Consider the following 17,695-nt stretch of genomic DNA (forward strand, 5'->3'; position numbering starts at 1 on the left):
ATCTCGTAGGGTGCGCATTGCGCACCTTCCAGGGGCCTCCTACATTCATCTCGTAGGGTGCGCATTGCGCACCTTCCAGGGGCCTCCTACATTCATCTCGTAGGGTGCGCATTGCGCACCTTCCAGGGGCCTCCTACATTCATCTCGTAGGGTGCGCATTGCGCACCTTCCAGGGGCTACTTTCTAACACAGGAATTCGCGCGGATCGGTGACATACCCAGTCAGCGCAGAAGCCGCCGCCGTATAAGGCGAAGCGAGATAAACTTGCGCTTCTTTATTCCCCATCCGGCCCGGGAAATTGCGGTTAGTTGTAGACACGCAAATTTCTGGTTCGTTCATCCGCCCAAAAGTATCTTTCGGGCCGCCCAAACAAGCGGCGCAAGAAGGCGCTGCGGGTTCGATGCAGCCTGCTGCTAAGAAGATTTCCGAAAGCGTTTGACCGTCGTATTTAGTAACAAACAAATCTTCGTAAACTTTCTGAGTTGCCGGTACTAAATATGTCGGAACTTTGACTTGATTTCCTTTCAGAATGCGGGCTGCATTCAAAAAGTCGGAGGTTTTGCCGCCGGTGCAGGAACCGATGTAAACTCGATCGATCTTTACATCGCGGCAGTTGCGGGCTAAGTCGCGGTTGTCGGGAGAGTGCGGTTTGGCGACGACTGGTTCTAATTTGCTGACATCGTAGGTGCGATCGCTATAAAATTTAGCATCCCCATCGCTGTAAAATGAATCGAAGGGTTTGTCAGTCCGAGAAGTAACGTAATCAAACGTAGTTTTGTCGGGCGCAACCGTACCGTTTTTACCGCCAGCTTCAATCACCATATTGCACAGCGTCATCCGTTCTTCCATCGTCAAACGCTCAACTGTATCGCCCGCAAATTCCATTGTCCGGTAGTTAGCACCGGCCACGCTAATATCACCAATAATCTGCAAAATCAGGTCTTTTGCTAACAAATAATCCGGCAGTTCACCGTTGAACACAAAGCGCATGGTTGCCGGAACTTTGATTAAAAGTTTGCCGGTTCCCATGATAAAAGCCGCGTCTGTATTGCCTATACCGGTGGCAAATTGTCCGAAAGCGCCGGCATTGCAGGTGTGGGAATCGGTGCCGAAGAGCACTTCGCCCGGCCGGGTGTGGCCTTCTTGTGCTAGCGCGATGTGGCAAACTCCTTTGTAGTCGGGATTTGCTTTGAAGTCCGATCGATCCGTGATGTCGTAAAAGTATTTTATCCCCTGTTCTTTGGCAAAATCGCGGAGAATATCGACGTTGCGGTTAGCGCGTTCGTCGTTGGTGAAAATGTAGTGGTCGGGAATGAGGACGATTTTGTCTGGGTTCCAGACTTTAGCATTTTCACCGAATTCGCGTTTGAAAACGCCAATGGTGCCGGGCCCGCAGACATCGTGGGTCATCAACACATCTGTTTCTACCCAGATATTTTCTCCGGGCTCGACTTTAGTGCGGCCTGATGCTTTGGCTAATATTTTTTCGGTCAGAGTCATTCCCATAGTGCGATCGCTCTTTTTTGTTAGATGCTACATAGTGTAATTGTAAGCGAAACATTCCCTGTTACCGAGGATACTGAGGCAGGAAAATGTCTCGGATGTACTTCCAACTTTAGGGAACCGTCCAGTTTGATAGCAGTTTTCCATTGCATCGAATACCAATTGTAGGGCGGAAAATCCCCACCTTACCAAAGTATGCTTAATGTTATGTCTTGTTAAATAATCCTCGTTAATTATCAGGATATAAACTATATTGGACGGAACCTAATTTAAACATTCAGTTGTGGTATGACAAATTTTTTGTAATATTTTATCTAAAAATTGAAGGGAGAAGTTATTCTTATTTGTGACCAATTTCAACACTTAGAATTGCAGCTATTACAAAGCGATCGCACTTCGGAATTCGCAGCGGTCGCCCCAAAAACCCGATCTCTTAAAATATCCGCTGCGGCAACTGCGATCGGCACTCTGCTAATTCTATTAGCACCGCCAGTTGAAGCTGCTAATCTGACATTCGTGAGCGATCGCGCCGCCTTGGGAGGTACAGATCGCGTTGATTGGTCGATTGTAGGGCTAGTCCAGCCGCCGTTCAAAGTATGGCCCAATTCCTTCTCAGTCACATCTGAACAAGGACTCGGAATTAATGTCAGCATTCCCCCCGCAGCAGCCCCATGACTGACACCTCCTTTACTGTTTCAAACCTTACCGTCACCGGGTATTCCCACCAACTTTGCCAGCGGTGATTTCATTTTGTTTACAGGTTTAAGACCAGGTTCGCAGCCCGCACTGGGAAACCCAGGCCCGCTGACGATTACTCAAAAGCTAGCCGAAATTTATTTAGGCAAAAATAAATAAAAGGAATTGTGGAGCGAACTTGACGAAACCTTTCAAGCAGCAGTAAGCGGTGGGGCTTCATTTGGGACTGAAATTTATTTTGATGGGGGCTCACTAATTCCTTTTAATGGGCATGAGCGTGAGCCGGGTCAATTTCATTTGTTTCGCCCAAGAATCTCGTTTCGTGATAGCGGATAGCTTTACGAAAGTTCTAGCCAGGAATATGTGCAAGGTCAGGATGTCATATTTCCCCATCTCGGCACTACAATCCCCACAACTCCATCAGGATACAGAATTTTCTGATTTTTGTTTGACTCTCTAGCTTTTAGAAGTGGGGTGTCATTTTCAGACAATGGTGCATCAAGCATCTTGGCAACTAAATCAGCCCCAACAATCTAGCTTGTGATACACAGGCTAGAGAGTTGGGGTAGGGCTAAAAGCACGATAACTGAGAGCATCGCAATATTAGGTATAAAATTTATACCGTGGTAACTAGATATTTTTTTGGGTTGTCTAGTCCTTGTCTAAGAATCGCTGGCCACTATATCATCCATCTTCTCTAAAGCCTTAATAGCAGCTATCACAGAAGTTTGAGCTTTTAAAGCAGCTCTTGCTACTTTAGTCGAGGTAGAACCATCAGGTTCTGCTGCTTTTGCCAGCCGTGCGTTTATTGCGTACAGAGCAGCAATGTCTTTTTTTAGCTGAGAGTTTTGGGGTGAAACATACTCAGTAGCCTTAATCGCCTTATCTCTAACCCGCGGTTTTGGAGGAGTATTTAATGCCTCTGCAGTCTCTTCAAGCCGAGCGCGGTTTTGGAAGTAGAAGTCGAGAATGGTAAGCAAATCGCCTGGTTCGTAGGAACTTTTGCCTTGGAGAATTTCGGGAGGAATTGGGAGCGGATTTTCCCGTAAATCGAGTGTGTGCAGCTTTTCCATGCCACGAATCGCATTTGGGATGGAGCTAATGTGATTGATATTGAGTCTAAGCTCTGCCAGATTCGACAGTTGCCCTACTACATCTGGAATCGAGGTAATCTGATTCTTACTGAGCAAAAGCTGTGTCAGATTCGACAGTTGCCCAATTGCCTCTGGGATCGAGGTAATCTGATTGGAATCGAGGCTAAGCGATGTCAGATTTGACAGTTGCCCGATTGCCTCTGGGATCGAGGTAATTTGATTGCCCCAGAGGAAAAGCACTGTCAGATTCGACAGTTGCCCAAGCGCCTCTGGGATTGAGGTAATTTGATTGCGCATGAGGTAAAGCTCTGTCAGATTCGACAGTTGCCCAATTGCCTCTGGGATCGAGGTAATCTGATTGGAATGGAGGCGAAGCGATGTCAGATTTGACAGTTGCCCAATTGCCTCTGGGATTTGGGTAATCTGATTGTCAGCGAGCTTAAGCTTTTTCAGTTTCGACAGTTGCCCGATTGCCTCTGGAATTTGGGTAATCTGATTGTACTCAAGGTTAAGCCCTTTCAGATTCGACAATTGCCCGATTGCCTCTGGGATCAAGGTAATCTCCGTATAACTGAGGTCAAGCATTACTAAATTCGACAGTTGTCCAATTACCTGCATCCCAGAGGTAATCTTATTGGCAACGAGGTCAAGCATTCTCAAATTCAACAGTTGCCCAAATACCTCTGGGATAGAGGTAACTTCATTGTCACCAAGGTTAAGTTGTATCAAATTCGACAATTGCCCGATTGCCTCTGGGATTAAGGTAATCTTATTGTTACTGAGTTTAAGCACCATCAAATTCGACAATTGCCCGATTGCCTCTGGCATACAAGTAATCTGATTGTCATCAAAGTTAAGCACTATCAAATTCGACAGTTGCCCGATTGCCTCTGGCATACAAGTAATCTGATTGTCATAAAAGTCAAGCACTATCAAATTCGACAGTTGCCCGATTGCCTCTGGGATACAAGTAATCTGATTCCCAGAGAATTTAAGGTGTGTCAGATTGGACAGTTGCCCAATTGCCTCTGGAATATAGGTAATCTGATTCTTAGAGAATTTAAGGTGTGTCAGATTGGACAGTTGCTCGATTGCCTCTGGAATATAGGTAATCTTATTGTTACGAAGGTCAAGCCATGTCAAATTTGACAGTTGCCCGATTGCTTCTGGGATGGAGGTAATTTTATTGTTACCGAGAGAAAGTTGTGTCAGAGTCGACAGTTGCCCGATTGCTTCTGGGATAGCTCTAATCTCATTCCCACTGAGGTTAAGTATTTTTAAGTTAGTTAATTGAAGAACAACATCAGGAAACTCAGTTAACTTATTAGGAAGCCATTCTCCTTTCTCTCTATCGTAGTGCGATTCCAATATCAATATCTCAAGTTGCGTACACTTGCCAATCTCCGGTGGCAATTTCTTCAACCCCAGCTCCGACAAATCCAATTGGGTCAATTTTTCCTCGGCTGCTTGGCCAATTAGTCGCGCTGCTTCCTCTAGTGTCATGTCCTTTATCTCTCGGCACCATTTATTTTATTGTAACAATTAAATTTAGCCTATTGGAAAAAACGGAAGGAGTCAGGATAGAGCACCAAGAGAACACAGTAATGCTGTTTCCCAAAAATTAATCTGGCAATAAATATGTTTTAGTAATGAGTATATCCTGACCTTGCCGTACCAATTTAACTGTCTCAACTTTTAACCAAACAAAGCCAACTGCAAGGAAATATCCAGCAAAACCAACTGCAACTGCGTCAAATTGCTGCCCAAATTAGCGCTTTAGACGATCGCGCTTTTGCAGAAACTCAGGCAATGGAAGGCGCAGTTGCCTCTGCCCAAGCCGATTTAAGCCGCAGCCAGCGGGACTATGGAGAACGGCACATTACCTCCCTGGCTGAAGTTGAAGCGGCCAAAGCTAATTTACAATTAGCCCAGTCGGAATGGGAAAAATCGCTGCCGGAATTGCAAAAAGAACAGGCTTCCTTGCAAACAGCCACAGCAAATTTAAAGGCTGCCGAGGCAAATTTAAAAGCAGCCGTTTCTAAGCGCGATCGCTATCAGTCAATCCAAAAAACAGGCGCTATTTCGCTGGATTTAGTGGAGGAGACGAAACTTGCCGCCCAGCAGCAAGAACAAGCCGTGGCAGGGCAAAAAGCGGCCGTAGAAGCGCAAAAAAAAGCAGTTGAAAGCCAAAGAAAAACCGTTGACAGGCAGCAACAAGCAGTTGAATTTGCTGCTGCTAAATTAAAAGTTGTTGAAGCTGCCTTGAATCCCAGTGCCGCACCGATTGCGATCGCCCAACAGCGAATTGCTCAAGAAAAAGCCAAGGGTGAAGCAGCTTTGGGAGCGTTGAAAAAAGAACGATTAGTTTCTATTCAGAGTCGCGCTGACATCGAAAATCAAATCAATCGCGATCGTCAAGAGCTCAAACAAATTGATACCGAACTTGCAAAAAATGTCGTTCGTTCTCCCGTAGACGGCACCATTCTCAAACTGAATCTGCGAAATCCCGGACAAACTGCACAACTCGGTGCGGCAATTGCTCAAATTGCTCCCGCTAATGCTGCGATTGTCGTCAAAGCTCGCGTCGCCGCTCCTGATATTGGTAAAATTGCGATCGGTCAAACATCTATCCTGCGGATTTCTGCCTATCCCTATCCCGACTACGGCGTACTAGAAGCGAAAGTTAGTGCGATCGCACCCGATGCTATTGCTGGTGAAAATAACAGTCCGCCTTACTATGAAGTCACTGTTATGCCCCAAAAAACTTATTTAGTCAAGCGCGATCGGGCTATTACCCAATCTGCCGATCCACAGTGCTGTCAGTATCATATTCTAGCAGGAATGGAAGTTACAGCCGACATTATTTCTAGACAAGAAACCGTCCTTACATTTATTCTCAGAAAAGCCAGGATGCTCGCCGATGTTTAACCGACTTTATCATCACCCATTAACAACGGGCCAACCGGAAAAGTCGGACAACCAGCGAATAGCCCGTCGATTATGGCTGTTGCAGCCGTCGATAAATGCCTCCAAGTGGCTGCGTTCTCGGCTACCTCTGGCTTATCTCTAGGGGCTAAAGTTAATATCGCCGCTCCAAGAGTGGAAGTATACTCATCAGTGCCTGTGAATAAAGGGCGTTATGCTGCTTTCAATGGCAGCAGCATGGCTACCCCTCACGTAGCTGGGCTCGCTGCCCTCTATGCCCAATGGACTGGTAAACGAGGTTCTCAACTTTGGCAGTTGCTAACTTCCCGTGCTATGGCGCTACCATTACCAAACGATCGAGTTGGAAGTGGCTTGTTACAAGCTCCGTAATCACCTGATCGCTAGCTCGATGGGCAGCAGTTCCTGTCGGTAGAAGGAGGTTTTCTGCGATCGAAAACCTCCTTCTACAAACACAATTCACTCTCATTGAACAATACAGTAGGGACAATAGCTCAATGGATTTAGCCCAAAGGAGGCTGAATATGTCTGACGAACAAGTACAGCGCCTCATAGTGGCTGTTGACGACCAAAACATATCGGTAATTCAATCGGTTGTAACTGCCTTAGAATCGGCGGGAATGAAAGTTGAGCAGGTGCTAGCTGTTACTGGCCTCATTACTGGAGAAGTTTCTCAGTCGAAGCTAGAAGGACTAAAGAGAGTACCGGGTGTCGCTAGTGTCGAGATCGATCGAGAAATGCAAGCCATTTAAACTAATCATTTAGGGTTAGTAGATCCAGTTTTGCTAACCCCAAATAGCGAATGCCTTCTGGTGTCACATCAAACCGACAAGGCAAAACTTCGACACCTTCACTGATCGCCTGTCTGAACAATTCTCCGTAAATGCGATCGGCACTATCCCCCGGAGCAAAATCTGTACAATCCCCACGATTAATAAAATACAGCATTACAGCCCTCGAACCCTGCCGCACCACTTCTATCAATTCTCTCAAATGCTTCTGTCCCCTCTCCGTCACTGTATCGGGAAATAAAGCCAACTCCTCTTTTACCCACGTTGTATTTTTCACTTCCAGAAAAATCGGTTTTTCCTCACCAGTCAGCCAAAAATCAACTCTACTTTTTTTATCAGTGCCGTAAACAACCTCCGGTTGAATTAAACTGTAATTGCCCAACTCTGGAAACAATTTCACTTCCAAAGCTAATTTAACTACTCGATTTGGCAGCCCAGTATTAACTCCCACCCAAGTTGGCACAGTGTCGCAAACTTTAATTAATTCCCAAGTATAAGCTAACTTGCGTTTAGGATTGTCGCTGGGAGATACTAGCACTGGATTGCCCGGAATGTAAACACCAGTCATCGGGCCAGTATTCGGACAGTGCGCGGTGATTATTTCTCCCGAATCTAGTTCAATTTCGGCAAAAAATCGCTTGTAACGTTTGATAAGAATTCCGGGTAAAAGAGGAGGATATTTGTAAATTAAGCCAGTCATTCGATTTTAGATTTTAGATTTTAGATTTTAGATTCTCGATTGTAGATTTTACCTATAACCGCATACCTGGCTCCGCACTTTTGAAAGAAGTCTGGGAGCTAACACAATCGCTCATAAGTTATCAACTAGATGTTATTTATCTGCTTTTATTAACTCATTTATTTCATCATTTTTAGATTGTAGATTTTAGATTGTAGATTTTAGATTGACGCATCATAGCACGAAACGGCGGTTTGTAGTTAGGACGAATAGTCCCGATCGATTATTGAATTTCCGCAAGTCAGTAATATCGATAAAATTGGTATCAGCGCAATTCCCCCTAGAAGTTTTATGAGTTCGTGATATGATTCTCCCGGTTCGCGATTAAAATAAGTGAATCCTTTTAGCATTAGCGTTTGTAACCATTTGTGTCCCAATTACAGAAGCCCTCTCGTTCCCTCGCAGGGATTGCCGGCATTGTCGCAGTCGCCACTCTAATTAGCAAAGTCTTTGGCATGGTGCGCCAAATTGCGATCGCCGCAGCCTTTGGAGTCGGTGTCGCCGTCGATGCCTACAACTACGCCTACGTCATCCCTGGTTTCTTATTTATTTTGCTGGGAGGGATTAACGGGCCATTTCACAGCGCCATCGTCAGTGTTTTATCCCGCCGCGACAAAAAAGAAGCAGCACCCTTAGTCGAGACTATCACTACTTTAGTCGGGGGCATATTGCTGTTGGTGACGATCGCTTTAATTATTTTTGCAGATCCGGCGATCGATTTGGTGGCACCGGGATTAAATAGAACACCAGAAGGTTTAGAAATCAAAGCAATTGCCGTCCAGCAATTTCGGATTATGGCGCCGATGGCATTACTTTCAGGCTTAATCGGCATTGGTTTCGGCACTCTCAATGCCGCCGATATGTACTGGTTGCCATCAATTAGCCCTTTATTTTCCAGCGTTGCACTTGTCGGCGGTTTGGGTATTCTCGCACTGCAACTCGGAGACAAAATTATTAAGCCGGAATACGCACTAATTGGCGGCTTAGTGTTAGCTTGGGGAACTTTAGCGGGTGCAGTTTTGCAGTGGTTGGTGCAACTGGTGGCGCAGTGGCGCGCCGGCTTGGGAACATTGCGCTTGCGGTTTAATTTTAAACGGCCGGGAGTGCAAGAAGTAGTTAAGGTGATGGTTCCTGCTACCTTATCATCAGGAATGCTGCAAATTAATGTTTATACTGACCTATTTTTCGCATCCTACATTCCTCAAGCTGCCTCTGCGTTGGGTTACAGCGGCTTGTTAGTTATGACGCCTTTAGGTATCATTTCTAATGTAATTTTAGTGCCATTTCTACCCATATTTTCTCGCCTCACCGATCCCAGAGACTGGCCGGAATTAAAAGATCGAATTCGTCAATCTTTAATTTTGACTGCCCTTACGATGCTGCCTCTGAGCGGTTTAATGGTAACACTTGCCGGGCCGATCGTCCGCGTTGTTTACGAACGCTATGCTTTCGATCGGTCAGCTTCGCAGTTTGTTACGCCGATATTGATGGCTTATAGTATTGGAATGTTTGTGTACTTGGGACGCGACGTTGTGGTACGGGTATTTTACGCTTTGGGAGACGGGGAAACGCCTTTTCGCATCAGTATTATCAATATCTTTTTAAACGCTCTTTTGGATTATTTGTTGGTAGGAGCTTTTGGCGCGCCCGGATTAGTTTTGGCGACTGTGGGAGTGAATCTTACTTCGATGATTATGCTTTTGTACTTATTAGATAAAAAGCTGGGTGGCCTGCCTTGGGGGCAGTGGAGTTTACCTTTTCTGGGGTTAACTTCTGGCAGTTGCCTAACTGCTTTCGTTACCTTGGCTACTCTGCAAGCCTGTCAAAGGGTTTTGGGTACTGAAGGTTTGGTAATTCAATTAGTGCAGTTGAGTGTGGCAAGTTTTGTAGGGTTAGGAGTTTTTGCCCTGTTTGTCAGTCAGATGAAGTTGCCGGAAGTTGATATGTTTGTCGATCGCATTCGCGGCCGTTTTCGCAAATAAAATTGTGGGGGCGGGTCAAGGGCCAAATACCAGACACAACGCCCACAATCTGCTTGCAAAACCCGCCCTTTACATTTTCCGCTGAAATTCCTCAAGAACATCCATCAATTGAACTTGACACTGCATCGGAATTAAATCTGCCAGTGGCACTTCCCGCTTGCCGCCGCCCAACTTGACTGGAATTCCTTGCAAAACTTGTCCAACTTTGTCAGCATCTAAATCGCCATCCTCCAGCATTGAATAAAGTTGTTGGGCAACAACGGTATGCAGGTGGGCATCATTGAGATACAAATGCCACTTGGCAATGTCAATGTAGACATTTTCGCCGATTTCGGCTGCTAAGGATTCGATCGCCTGTGTAGTATTAGCCATATCAAAAAAGCCGAAAGTTATTTGTTATCAATCAAAAGACTTAACAAATCGCCGCCAACTGCCTTCAGCCAGAATCTTTGGTGAGGGGTGAATAATCGGCGATCGCAAAATGGTAAATCGCGTGGGCCAAAACTACTAGAGCCCAGCCACCCGTTACCGAAATTGCCCAAGGCCAATCAGCCTTTTGCAAATTGTGAACAAACCACAAACCTGAATTGGTAGCAGAAAAAAGACCGACGTGGATAGCAAAATTCATCCGGTCATCTAACCGACGGTACTCTGGATCGTTGCGATCGGGTTTGCGAGGCCAACGAGGAGGCATAGTTTTTTACTTGATATTAGTAGTTCTGTGCCTATTTTAATCATAAGTGCAGCTTTGTGAATGCTGCATCCCTCTTTCGGCAGGAAACTTATGCCTCTACATTTTCATAGTCTCCCGACTTGCCCCCACTTTTACTCACGAGTCGAATTGATTCAATGGCGATCGACTTTTCCAATCCTTTCGCCATATCGTACAAAGTCAGCGCCGCCACCGAAACCGCCGTCAGCGCCTCCATTTCCACCCCTGTTTCCGCCTTAATTTTCACCGTTGCCCGAATTTGATACCCCGGCAACTCAGCATCCGGCATCACCTGCACCTCCACGCTACTCAGCGGCAGAGGGTGACACAGAGGAATCAAATGTGCAGTCTGTTTCGCCGCCATAATTCCAGCCAGCCTTGCAGTACCCAACACATCACCTTTCGGCGCATTCCCCGCTTCAATCGCCGCAAACGTCTCCGGCAACATCCGCACCCGGCCAGCAGCCACAGCTTGCCGCACAGTCGGCACCTTCGCTGAAACGTCCACCATTTGGGCTTCCCCGCTGTTGTCGAGGTGAGTTAGCTGTGCGCGATCGGGCAATTTAGAAAAACTTTGCGAAAGGTCTTGCATTATTTTGGTAATGGTGTTACTGTTAGATTCTGTGAGAAAAGAACTTAATCAATTTTAGATTAAATCTGAACTCAACAGGGGCTTGTAGCTTAGTTGGATAGAGTGCATGGCTACGAACCATGAGGTCGGGGGTTCGAATCCCTCCAAGCCCACTACTAAAAGTTATGAATTTTGAGTTTTGAGTTTTGAATTAAGAAATTAATCCAACTCAGCATTCAAAGCTCATAACTTTTTTAATTTGGTACGTTTACTGATTCAAAGCATAAATATCGGCGTTGCTGAATCAAGCCATGAATGCCCCAGGAATTGGAATATCGTGAAATTTCAAGTAATGTATTAATAACTTAATAGAATGCTTGAGCATTTTCTCACATTTAGAATAACAAAGAGTCTTGCGATGTAGTGTGGCTTACCTAATGTCTTAGTCTTGTATTTTCCCCTTCTAAGGAGTGTCATATAAGTCTTGCTGATAATCTGAGCCCCATCAGGAATAAACATGGGACATACAGATTATCCATCAGTTACATAAAAGTAGCATTTCCCTGCGCTTACTTTGTCCCATAATGGTTCAAATGTCTTAGCACGCACGATACCCTAATACCCCTCCTAAAATTCCTGGTTGCAAGTGGTCATCCGCTGTCCACAACCAGATATTGTCTGTGTTTTTTTTTACATAACTTTGTAATTCATCGAGTTCACCAACTTCTGGAATGAGTTCAGGGTCATAAACATCGGGTAACAGTTTTCCGACTTGTTTTACCCCATTTATTACGGTGGTATGATGAACTCCATTAACTCGTTATATCGCCCGTAAACCCATACCATTGACGTACATTTTTAGGCAATCACGTTTGATGCTCTCGCTATAACCTCGATGGGGTTCATAATGATTGATGAATTGACGACCACATTGGACACTAATGGGATTCTCTTGTCCTTTCTTCTTGGCGTTTTTACGGATATGGGTTGATACATTCTGGGCATTGCATAAATTATTCCTCCTATCCATACTCTAACTCAGCAATGCCGTTTTTTCCAATAACAATAAAAAAAATAGTTTCACCTAAAATCTTGCTAATTTCCTGGTAGCTCTCACCTGAGAGCCATCCTGACAGCTATTGCTCGTTTTAGTTCTCTGGCATCGATATCGCTTTTAATGAAAGATTCTCTCATAAGCTATTTGTTTTTTGCTATCTTTTTGTGGCACTTGTAAGTTATTCATTTTTTTATTTTCACAATCAAGTAAGGCATATAATTGCATCATAGTTTTGATAATGATTTAGGATTGCTATACTACCCAAACATCTAAACGACGATTGAGGCAGCCCAATTTCCTTGACGACGCACAGGGGATTTTGGGGGCTGCCCAAAGCGTGGTTAGCCGTATAGGTTGTTGCAAATCCTCCGTCACCTAATTGACCGATAATTTGCTAGCGATCGCGCAGAATATCCCCTGGATTCAGACACATAAATTGTTCTATCCCCTCGACTCGCTGCACTCGTTGGTGTCGATAGTACCACAAATATGACTTTTATGAACTCAAAGTTATGACTTTTATGAACTCAAAGTTATGACTATATGAATTGACTTTGAGAGCTGCTTATTTAATAATCTTGGCATCTGAGATTTTACGAGTAGATTTTTTTATGGCTTTAAAACCCGCTCCGTCAGAACAGCGGCAATTAATTGGCGACAATACATCCGAATTTGTTACTTTGTCGATCGCAGATGCAACTAATTTTCCTTTGGGAGTTTGGATGCTCGGAGGTGACGATCTAGTCACCGGCTCAACAGCTAATGATTTGATATTTGGCAATGAAGGGGAAGATCTTATCAGCGGGGAGTTGGGCAACGATTCTTTATTCGGAGGAAAAAGTAAAGACTTCCTGTCTGGAGATCAGGGAAATGACTCTCTCAGCGGCGGTCAAGATGCAGATTTTCTGATGGGTGGTGCGGGAAACGATATTCTCTTGGGCGGTAGAGGCAATGATTTTTTACTCAGCGGTAACGGAAATGACACTCTGGTAGGAGGTTTGGGTCGCGACATTTTACTAAGTGCGGATGATAATAATACTTCAATCAAAATCGGGGGCAGCAACTTGTACGTCCTCCAAGCAGAACCCGGAGTTACAGATGTCAATAATGCCGATTATATTGCAGGTTTCAGACCCGCTTTCGATCGAATTGGATTGGCAGGCGGTTTGACTGCTAGCGATGTAGACTTGCAATACGTGACAAATGTGACAGTCTTATATGGATTTGATGCACCAGAAACTATCAAACAATTTGTCCCGCCCGGTGCATTCGATACTCAACCGATACAGAGTCAAGGTACTCTAATTAAAGTTAGGAATTCCGGCGAGATAGTAGGCTTTGTGACAAATGTAAGTGTGGCTGACATTCAAGGGAGTATTATCTCTGCTCAGGGATTCTAAGCTGTAGAATGTGGCCAAGCCTCCTGCAAAAGCTTAAATCGAAGATGAGACAGAGAAATGGTAATCTGCAACCAGCGGTACAACAATACTAACGCTCAATCGCTAGCTGCTGTTTCCAATTTCTCCCCTATCCTCGGTTCCGTACCGTTCAGCAGACGCTGAATATTGCTCCGGTGCCGCACAATTACAAATACGCCGCCCGCAATTCCAAACAATACATAAGCTAGTGGCTGATGTAAAGCAAACATCAATCCAGCAACGCTAATTGCCCCGATAATCGAGCTTAAAGAAACAATTCGCGATACCGCAAATACTATCCCGAAAATTCCGAGAGTCCCCAAACCAACTGGCCAATACAAACCCAGCAAAACTCCCAAACTCGTCGCCACAGATTTACCGCCGGTAAACCCCAGCCAAATAGATTTGCTGTGGCCCAAAACAGCAGATAAGCCCGCCAAAGTTGCCATCCAAGGGATGACAGTTGCAGTATTTTCTAAACCTGCCGCGGTTGCTAGCTGGTTGGTAAAACTGAGAGAGTAAATGTAGCGGATGAGGACGATCGCACTTACTCCCTTCAACACATCAACCAGCAACACCCCCAACCCCGGCCACTTGCCCAAAGTCCTCAGTACGTTAGTCGCACCAGTCGAACCCGAACCAACCTCTCGAATATCAATTCCTAGCATCCATTTCCCCAAGGCGTACCCAGTAGGAATCGAACCCAGCAGATAAGCTGCTATTAGCAATGCGCCATTTAAAATTATCCAGCTAGTCATTTTTTGATTTGAATTTTTGTGTACTTTTCAAATTTGTCACTGTTTCAAACTTGGACGCTGAAACACTATTTGTAGGGTGCGCAGTGCGCACCTTACTACTGCAAATTACCAATCATCAATTAATATCAATTCCGGTTAATTTCCCTCTGAGTTTCTTCAGTCCGCGCAGGCGGACGAAAGTTTGTATAGCAGCGAATTATATTCGCCCGGACTTGCTCAAAAATCCTTAGCAGTCGTCAAAGTTTGCGGATCGGCAGCAAATGCCAGCCATAGCGGAAATTGCAGGATTGACAAACTAATTAAATCCTCAGTTTCATCAATGACAATTAGCGGCAATTTGCCATCTTTCACCAGTCGATCGGCTTTTTGAGCCAAAGCTTCCGCAGACTCAAACATAATAATCCCCCGTTCCGGGCCAAAATCGCTGCGAGTAATGCCCAAACAGTCCTGCAAACCCCGGCGCCACTCTCCCAAACGTTCGGGACTGTTGGCGAGCACCAGAGTCCGCACCCGTCCACCGTAGACGCTTCTGAGTACAGAAATAATAGTCGAAGTAATCAAGATATTTTGCAAGCGCGAACCCATAGTCCGCAAAGCACCCCTTCCTCCTTGGGTGAAAAACCAGTTAGAAACTCGTTCGGCGTGGATGGGTTCAAAAGTGCGGCGAAGTTGCCAAGGCGGGCCGTAGTAGTCGGGGACAGTGCGATATTGATCGAGGGTGCGGCGAATTTGTTTGGCTTGTTCTTGAAATCCCTGTTCGGCAAATTTGGGATTTACCGGTGCTGAGGATTGAGACTCCTCAGCAGCAGTTCGCTGTGATGCCTCTTGCACCGGCGGTGTCAAATCTAAGAGTTCGGCGGTAGCGGCCAAATCCTGCAAACTGCCTACTAGATAGTCTTTGAAACCTTGGACTCGAATTGCTAAATCTTGGGAAACGCCGGCAAAAGTGGTTCGCATTTCCTTTTGAATTCGATCGCGCCGGCGTTCGAGTTTTTCTACTTCGATTTGTAGCGCTTGTTTGCGCTGATCTAATTGAATCAAGCCGTCTTGTACCAAACGCCCGATCGAGGCTTGAGCGGAGCCCAACGCTTCTATAGCATTGGCTTTGTCGGCTTCCAAAGCGGCAATTTTTTCAGTCAAATTTTGTTCTTGCTGCTGCAATTCTTTGACTCTCTGGGCCAACTGTTCGGTAACATTTTCTGGGATGGGCGTTACCGTTTCTGGGGTTGCTGTTGGCTGGGAGTCTGTTGGAGGCTCGATTTGAGCGATCGGACTTTCTGATTCGGCATCGTCGGTGTTGGGCCCACTTTGGGCGATTGCGCCTGCTTCGTCTACGAATTGGGCGATTTCGGCATCTTCCTCGCCCAACGGCGGGTCTGTTTCTGGGGGGAGTTGGGCTGGCAGTTCATTTTCGTCGAGCCACAAATCTCGTGTTGGAGATAGAAGTTGGTACTCCGTCTCATTCACGGGTAAATCGACTTCGCCGTCACCGCTTGGGGCGGCTGGTTGTGATTGCGGTTCTTGGGTTGGAGATTCGTCTGAATTCATGGGAAATTTGGTTCGGCGTAGGGCACGGAAAAGTTAAAAATTAAAAATTAACAACTTTTTTAGTCTTGACGGGGACAGCGCTGTTCTAAGCAGGTCTGTAGCATTTTACGATCGAACAGAACCGGCAGAAAGTGAATGCTGTTAATTTCTTTGAAATAGAACAAAATCGGCACAGCGGGCCAAAATATCCGCCAATTTTGCCATTCTCGGTAAGGAAAGCGGCGGATTAAGTTGGACGATCGATAAATGTCCAAATCGCTTGGGGTAAATTGTAGCCGGATGGTGGCGGCTTGGTACATCAGAAACAAGCCGAACACAGAAAGCGGCAAACTCACCCACTTCTGCACGAACAGCAGCGGTACGGCCGCCAGTACCAGCACTAGGGGAATCGCATAACTCGGAGCGAGCTCGATCGTATTTGTCGGCGCAGTCGAAGAGGCAGTGGTATTCACGGGTTTAAATCAAGGGTAGTAAACGAATGTTGCCGATTATTCATATTTTATCCGTTTCCTAGCTTACAAGCCTTTGAGTACGCTAGAGCCCGTCCCCTGAAACATCAGCCAAGTCAGGAAAAAGTTCACAATAAAAATAGCCAGTAAAGCCGTCACCACCGCCGTAGTAGTCGATTGACCGACGCCTTTTGCCCCGCCGGTGGTGGTCAAACCCCAGCTAGTGCCGATTACAGCAATCAAGCCACCGAATACAAAAGCCTTAATTGCCGCGCTGCAAATATCCCACAGACTCAGGAAATTGCGGACTGATTCTAAAAACACGCTTTGAGAGATGCCGTACATCGTGGTAGCAATCAGCAGTCCGCCCATGATGCCGGTGACGAGACACATGATCGTTAAAATTGGCAGCATCAAGCAGCAAGCCAGGACGCGGGGAATTACTAAATAGTCGATCGGGTCTGTTCTGAGCATCAGCAGGGCATCTATCTGTTCTGTTACCTGCATCGTGCCGATTTCCGCTGCAAAAGCCGAACCTACCCGTCCCGTCACGATTACGGCTGTTAAGACGGGGCCGAGTTCGCGAGTCAAAGACAAAGCTAAAACGCCACCGACGACATTGCCGGCACCGAGGTTAATAAACTCCCTCGCTACCTGAATAGTAAATACCATGCCGACAAAACCCGCAGTCAGCAAAGCAATCAGCAGAGATTCCGGGCCGACTGCTGCCATTTGGTCGATGGTGTTGCGACGGTGAATTTTGCCCTTCAGCAAGTGCAGCATGACTTGGCCGCCCAATAAAATTGCTGCCAGCAACCGCTGACTCCACAAACTGAGGCTCGAAGATGTAGTTGTGCTCAAGGGATTTCGAGTGTAGAACAACTGCCAAAAATGAAATCTATCTACAAATCTTAAACAAGTTTTTTCTATAACATTTAAGATTTCTCACAGAACCGGCCACGGAGGGCGATCGCTGCCTATCGTAGAAAAGGACAAGTTTTGTTTGCTTGTACCTTTCGGCAGTTTAGCTGAATTTACTGACTCTTATGAGCATTTTTCCCAATTTTCTTCGCTCTGTACTGCTGACCAGCCTGTTGAGCTTTGTCGCCCCCTTATTGTTAATCGGCGCGGGATTGACTAGCTTTTTGCTGATTGGCTTCGTGCCTGCTCTCCAAGGAGTTGGTCGTTCTGGAGAAGACCTGATTTTGCAGTTCTTAGCTACTTTCGGCAGCGGCTGTCCCCTCCAGGGTTTTTTGGTGATCGGCCTAACTTTTAGTTTGGTGGGTGCTTTGTTTGATACCTACGCTTCTTATCAGCATTCGCGGTGGGGTTAACCGATCTGAAATTGGATATCTTAAATTTTAGATTTTAGGTTGGAACTTCTAGATGCAATCTCAAATCTAAGTGTGTTTGGCTGCGGTGCGATCGGATACC

Annotated in this window: 17 protein-coding genes, 1 tRNA gene and 1 pseudogene; 8 read left to right on the top strand and 11 right to left on the bottom strand. The window is 45.9% G+C overall.

Annotation, left to right across the window (positions count from 1 at the left end):
- Window positions 1–183 precede the first annotated feature (183 nt).
- Window positions 184–1,506: a 3-isopropylmalate dehydratase large subunit gene (locus tag QUB77_RS00195; RefSeq protein WP_333169379.1), complete on the bottom strand. Its 1,323-nt coding sequence runs from the start codon at window positions 1,504–1,506 to the stop codon at window positions 184–186.
- A 366-nt stretch (window positions 1,507–1,872) separates the two neighbouring features.
- Between QUB77_RS00195 and QUB77_RS00200 the strand changes: the two genes are divergently transcribed.
- Window positions 1,873–2,178, top strand: a complete 306-nt coding sequence (locus tag QUB77_RS00200; protein WP_333169381.1) for a hypothetical protein — start codon at window positions 1,873–1,875, stop codon at window positions 2,176–2,178.
- Window positions 2,179–2,861: 683 nt separating this feature from the next.
- On the opposite strand, the gene QUB77_RS00205 is transcribed toward QUB77_RS00200, so the two are convergent.
- Window positions 2,862–4,796 (bottom strand): leucine-rich repeat domain-containing protein, encoded by a 1,935-nt coding sequence (locus tag QUB77_RS00205; protein ID WP_333169384.1) that lies wholly within the window; start codon window positions 4,794–4,796, stop codon window positions 2,862–2,864.
- Between the two features lie 306 nt (window positions 4,797–5,102).
- Here QUB77_RS00205 and QUB77_RS00210 point away from each other — a divergent pair, with 306 nt between their 5' ends.
- The 3 genes from QUB77_RS00210 (at window position 5,103) to QUB77_RS00220 (ending at window position 6,988) form a co-directional block, all read left to right on the top strand.
- Window positions 5,103–6,221, top strand: coding sequence for an HlyD family efflux transporter periplasmic adaptor subunit (locus QUB77_RS00210; RefSeq protein WP_333169385.1), 1,119 nt, complete (start codon window positions 5,103–5,105; stop codon window positions 6,219–6,221).
- 18 nt (window positions 6,222–6,239) lie between these two features.
- Window positions 6,240–6,608, top strand: coding sequence for a S8 family serine peptidase (locus QUB77_RS00215; protein WP_333169944.1), 369 nt, complete (start codon window positions 6,240–6,242; stop codon window positions 6,606–6,608).
- 125 nt (window positions 6,609–6,733) lie between these two features.
- A complete protein-coding gene (locus QUB77_RS00220; protein WP_333169386.1) occupies window positions 6,734–6,988 on the top strand; it encodes a hypothetical protein in 255 nt (84 codons plus the stop codon).
- A 1-nt stretch (window position 6,989) separates the two neighbouring features.
- On the opposite strand, the gene sfsA is transcribed toward QUB77_RS00220, so the two are convergent.
- Window positions 6,990–7,727 carry a DNA/RNA nuclease SfsA gene (sfsA, locus tag QUB77_RS00225; RefSeq protein WP_333169387.1) on the bottom strand — a complete coding sequence of 246 codons (738 nt, stop codon included), beginning with the start codon at window positions 7,725–7,727 and terminating at the stop codon, window positions 6,990–6,992.
- 407 nt (window positions 7,728–8,134) lie between these two features.
- Here sfsA and murJ point away from each other — a divergent pair, with 407 nt between their 5' ends.
- Window positions 8,135–9,748, top strand: a complete 1,614-nt coding sequence (gene murJ, locus QUB77_RS00230; protein ID WP_333169389.1) for a murein biosynthesis integral membrane protein MurJ — start codon at window positions 8,135–8,137, stop codon at window positions 9,746–9,748.
- A 69-nt stretch (window positions 9,749–9,817) separates the two neighbouring features.
- Here the strand turns inward: murJ and QUB77_RS00235 are convergent, their stop codons facing one another.
- The 3 genes from QUB77_RS00235 to moaC form a co-directional block, all read right to left on the bottom strand.
- Window positions 9,818–10,120 (bottom strand): DUF3181 family protein, encoded by a 303-nt coding sequence (locus tag QUB77_RS00235; RefSeq protein WP_333057367.1) that lies wholly within the window; start codon window positions 10,118–10,120, stop codon window positions 9,818–9,820.
- A gap of 64 nt (window positions 10,121–10,184) precedes the next feature.
- Complete coding sequence (locus QUB77_RS00240) at window positions 10,185–10,442, bottom strand: 2TM domain-containing protein (RefSeq protein ID WP_006633890.1); 258 nt, start codon at window positions 10,440–10,442, stop codon at window positions 10,185–10,187.
- An 88-nt stretch (window positions 10,443–10,530) separates the two neighbouring features.
- On the bottom strand, window positions 10,531–11,052 hold the full coding sequence (moaC, locus tag QUB77_RS00245) for a cyclic pyranopterin monophosphate synthase MoaC (protein ID WP_333169391.1): 522 nt from the start codon (window positions 11,050–11,052) through the stop codon (window positions 10,531–10,533).
- Between the two features lie 78 nt (window positions 11,053–11,130).
- Here moaC and QUB77_RS00250 point away from each other — a divergent pair.
- Window positions 11,131–11,204 (top strand) — tRNA-Arg (locus tag QUB77_RS00250).
- A 131-nt stretch (window positions 11,205–11,335) separates the two neighbouring features.
- Here QUB77_RS00250 and QUB77_RS00255 read toward each other — a convergent pair.
- A pseudogene (locus QUB77_RS00255) lies at window positions 11,336–12,041 on the bottom strand (IS1 family transposase).
- Window positions 12,042–12,699: 658 nt separating this feature from the next.
- On the opposite strand from QUB77_RS00255, the gene QUB77_RS00260 reads away from it, so the two are divergent.
- Window positions 12,700–13,488, top strand: a complete 789-nt coding sequence (locus QUB77_RS00260) for a calcium-binding protein (protein ID WP_333169394.1) — start codon at window positions 12,700–12,702, stop codon at window positions 13,486–13,488.
- A 95-nt stretch (window positions 13,489–13,583) separates the two neighbouring features.
- Here the strand turns inward: QUB77_RS00260 and plsY are convergent, their stop codons facing one another.
- The 4 genes from plsY to QUB77_RS00280 form a co-directional block, all read right to left on the bottom strand.
- Window positions 13,584–14,264 (bottom strand): glycerol-3-phosphate 1-O-acyltransferase PlsY, encoded by a 681-nt coding sequence (plsY, locus tag QUB77_RS00265; RefSeq protein ID WP_333169397.1) that lies wholly within the window; start codon window positions 14,262–14,264, stop codon window positions 13,584–13,586.
- A gap of 216 nt (window positions 14,265–14,480) precedes the next feature.
- A complete protein-coding gene (locus QUB77_RS00270) occupies window positions 14,481–15,812 on the bottom strand; it encodes a DUF3086 domain-containing protein (RefSeq protein ID WP_333169400.1) in 1,332 nt (443 codons plus the stop codon).
- A 59-nt stretch (window positions 15,813–15,871) separates the two neighbouring features.
- Window positions 15,872–16,264 carry a DUF3119 family protein gene (locus QUB77_RS00275; RefSeq protein WP_333169403.1) on the bottom strand — a complete coding sequence of 131 codons (393 nt, stop codon included), beginning with the start codon at window positions 16,262–16,264 and terminating at the stop codon, window positions 15,872–15,874.
- A 63-nt stretch (window positions 16,265–16,327) separates the two neighbouring features.
- Window positions 16,328–17,122, bottom strand: a complete 795-nt coding sequence (locus QUB77_RS00280; RefSeq protein WP_333169406.1) for an MlaE family lipid ABC transporter permease subunit — start codon at window positions 17,120–17,122, stop codon at window positions 16,328–16,330.
- 185 nt (window positions 17,123–17,307) lie between these two features.
- Here QUB77_RS00280 and QUB77_RS00285 point away from each other — a divergent pair, with 185 nt between their 5' ends.
- Window positions 17,308–17,595 carry a hypothetical protein gene (locus tag QUB77_RS00285; RefSeq protein ID WP_333169409.1) on the top strand — a complete coding sequence of 96 codons (288 nt, stop codon included), beginning with the start codon at window positions 17,308–17,310 and terminating at the stop codon, window positions 17,593–17,595.
- The last annotated feature ends 100 nt before the right edge of the window (window positions 17,596–17,695 follow it).

The sequence above is a fragment of the Microcoleus sp. AT9b-C3 genome, assembly GCF_036705485.1.
Taxonomy (GTDB): Bacteria; Cyanobacteriota; Cyanobacteriia; order Cyanobacteriales; family Microcoleaceae; genus Microcoleus.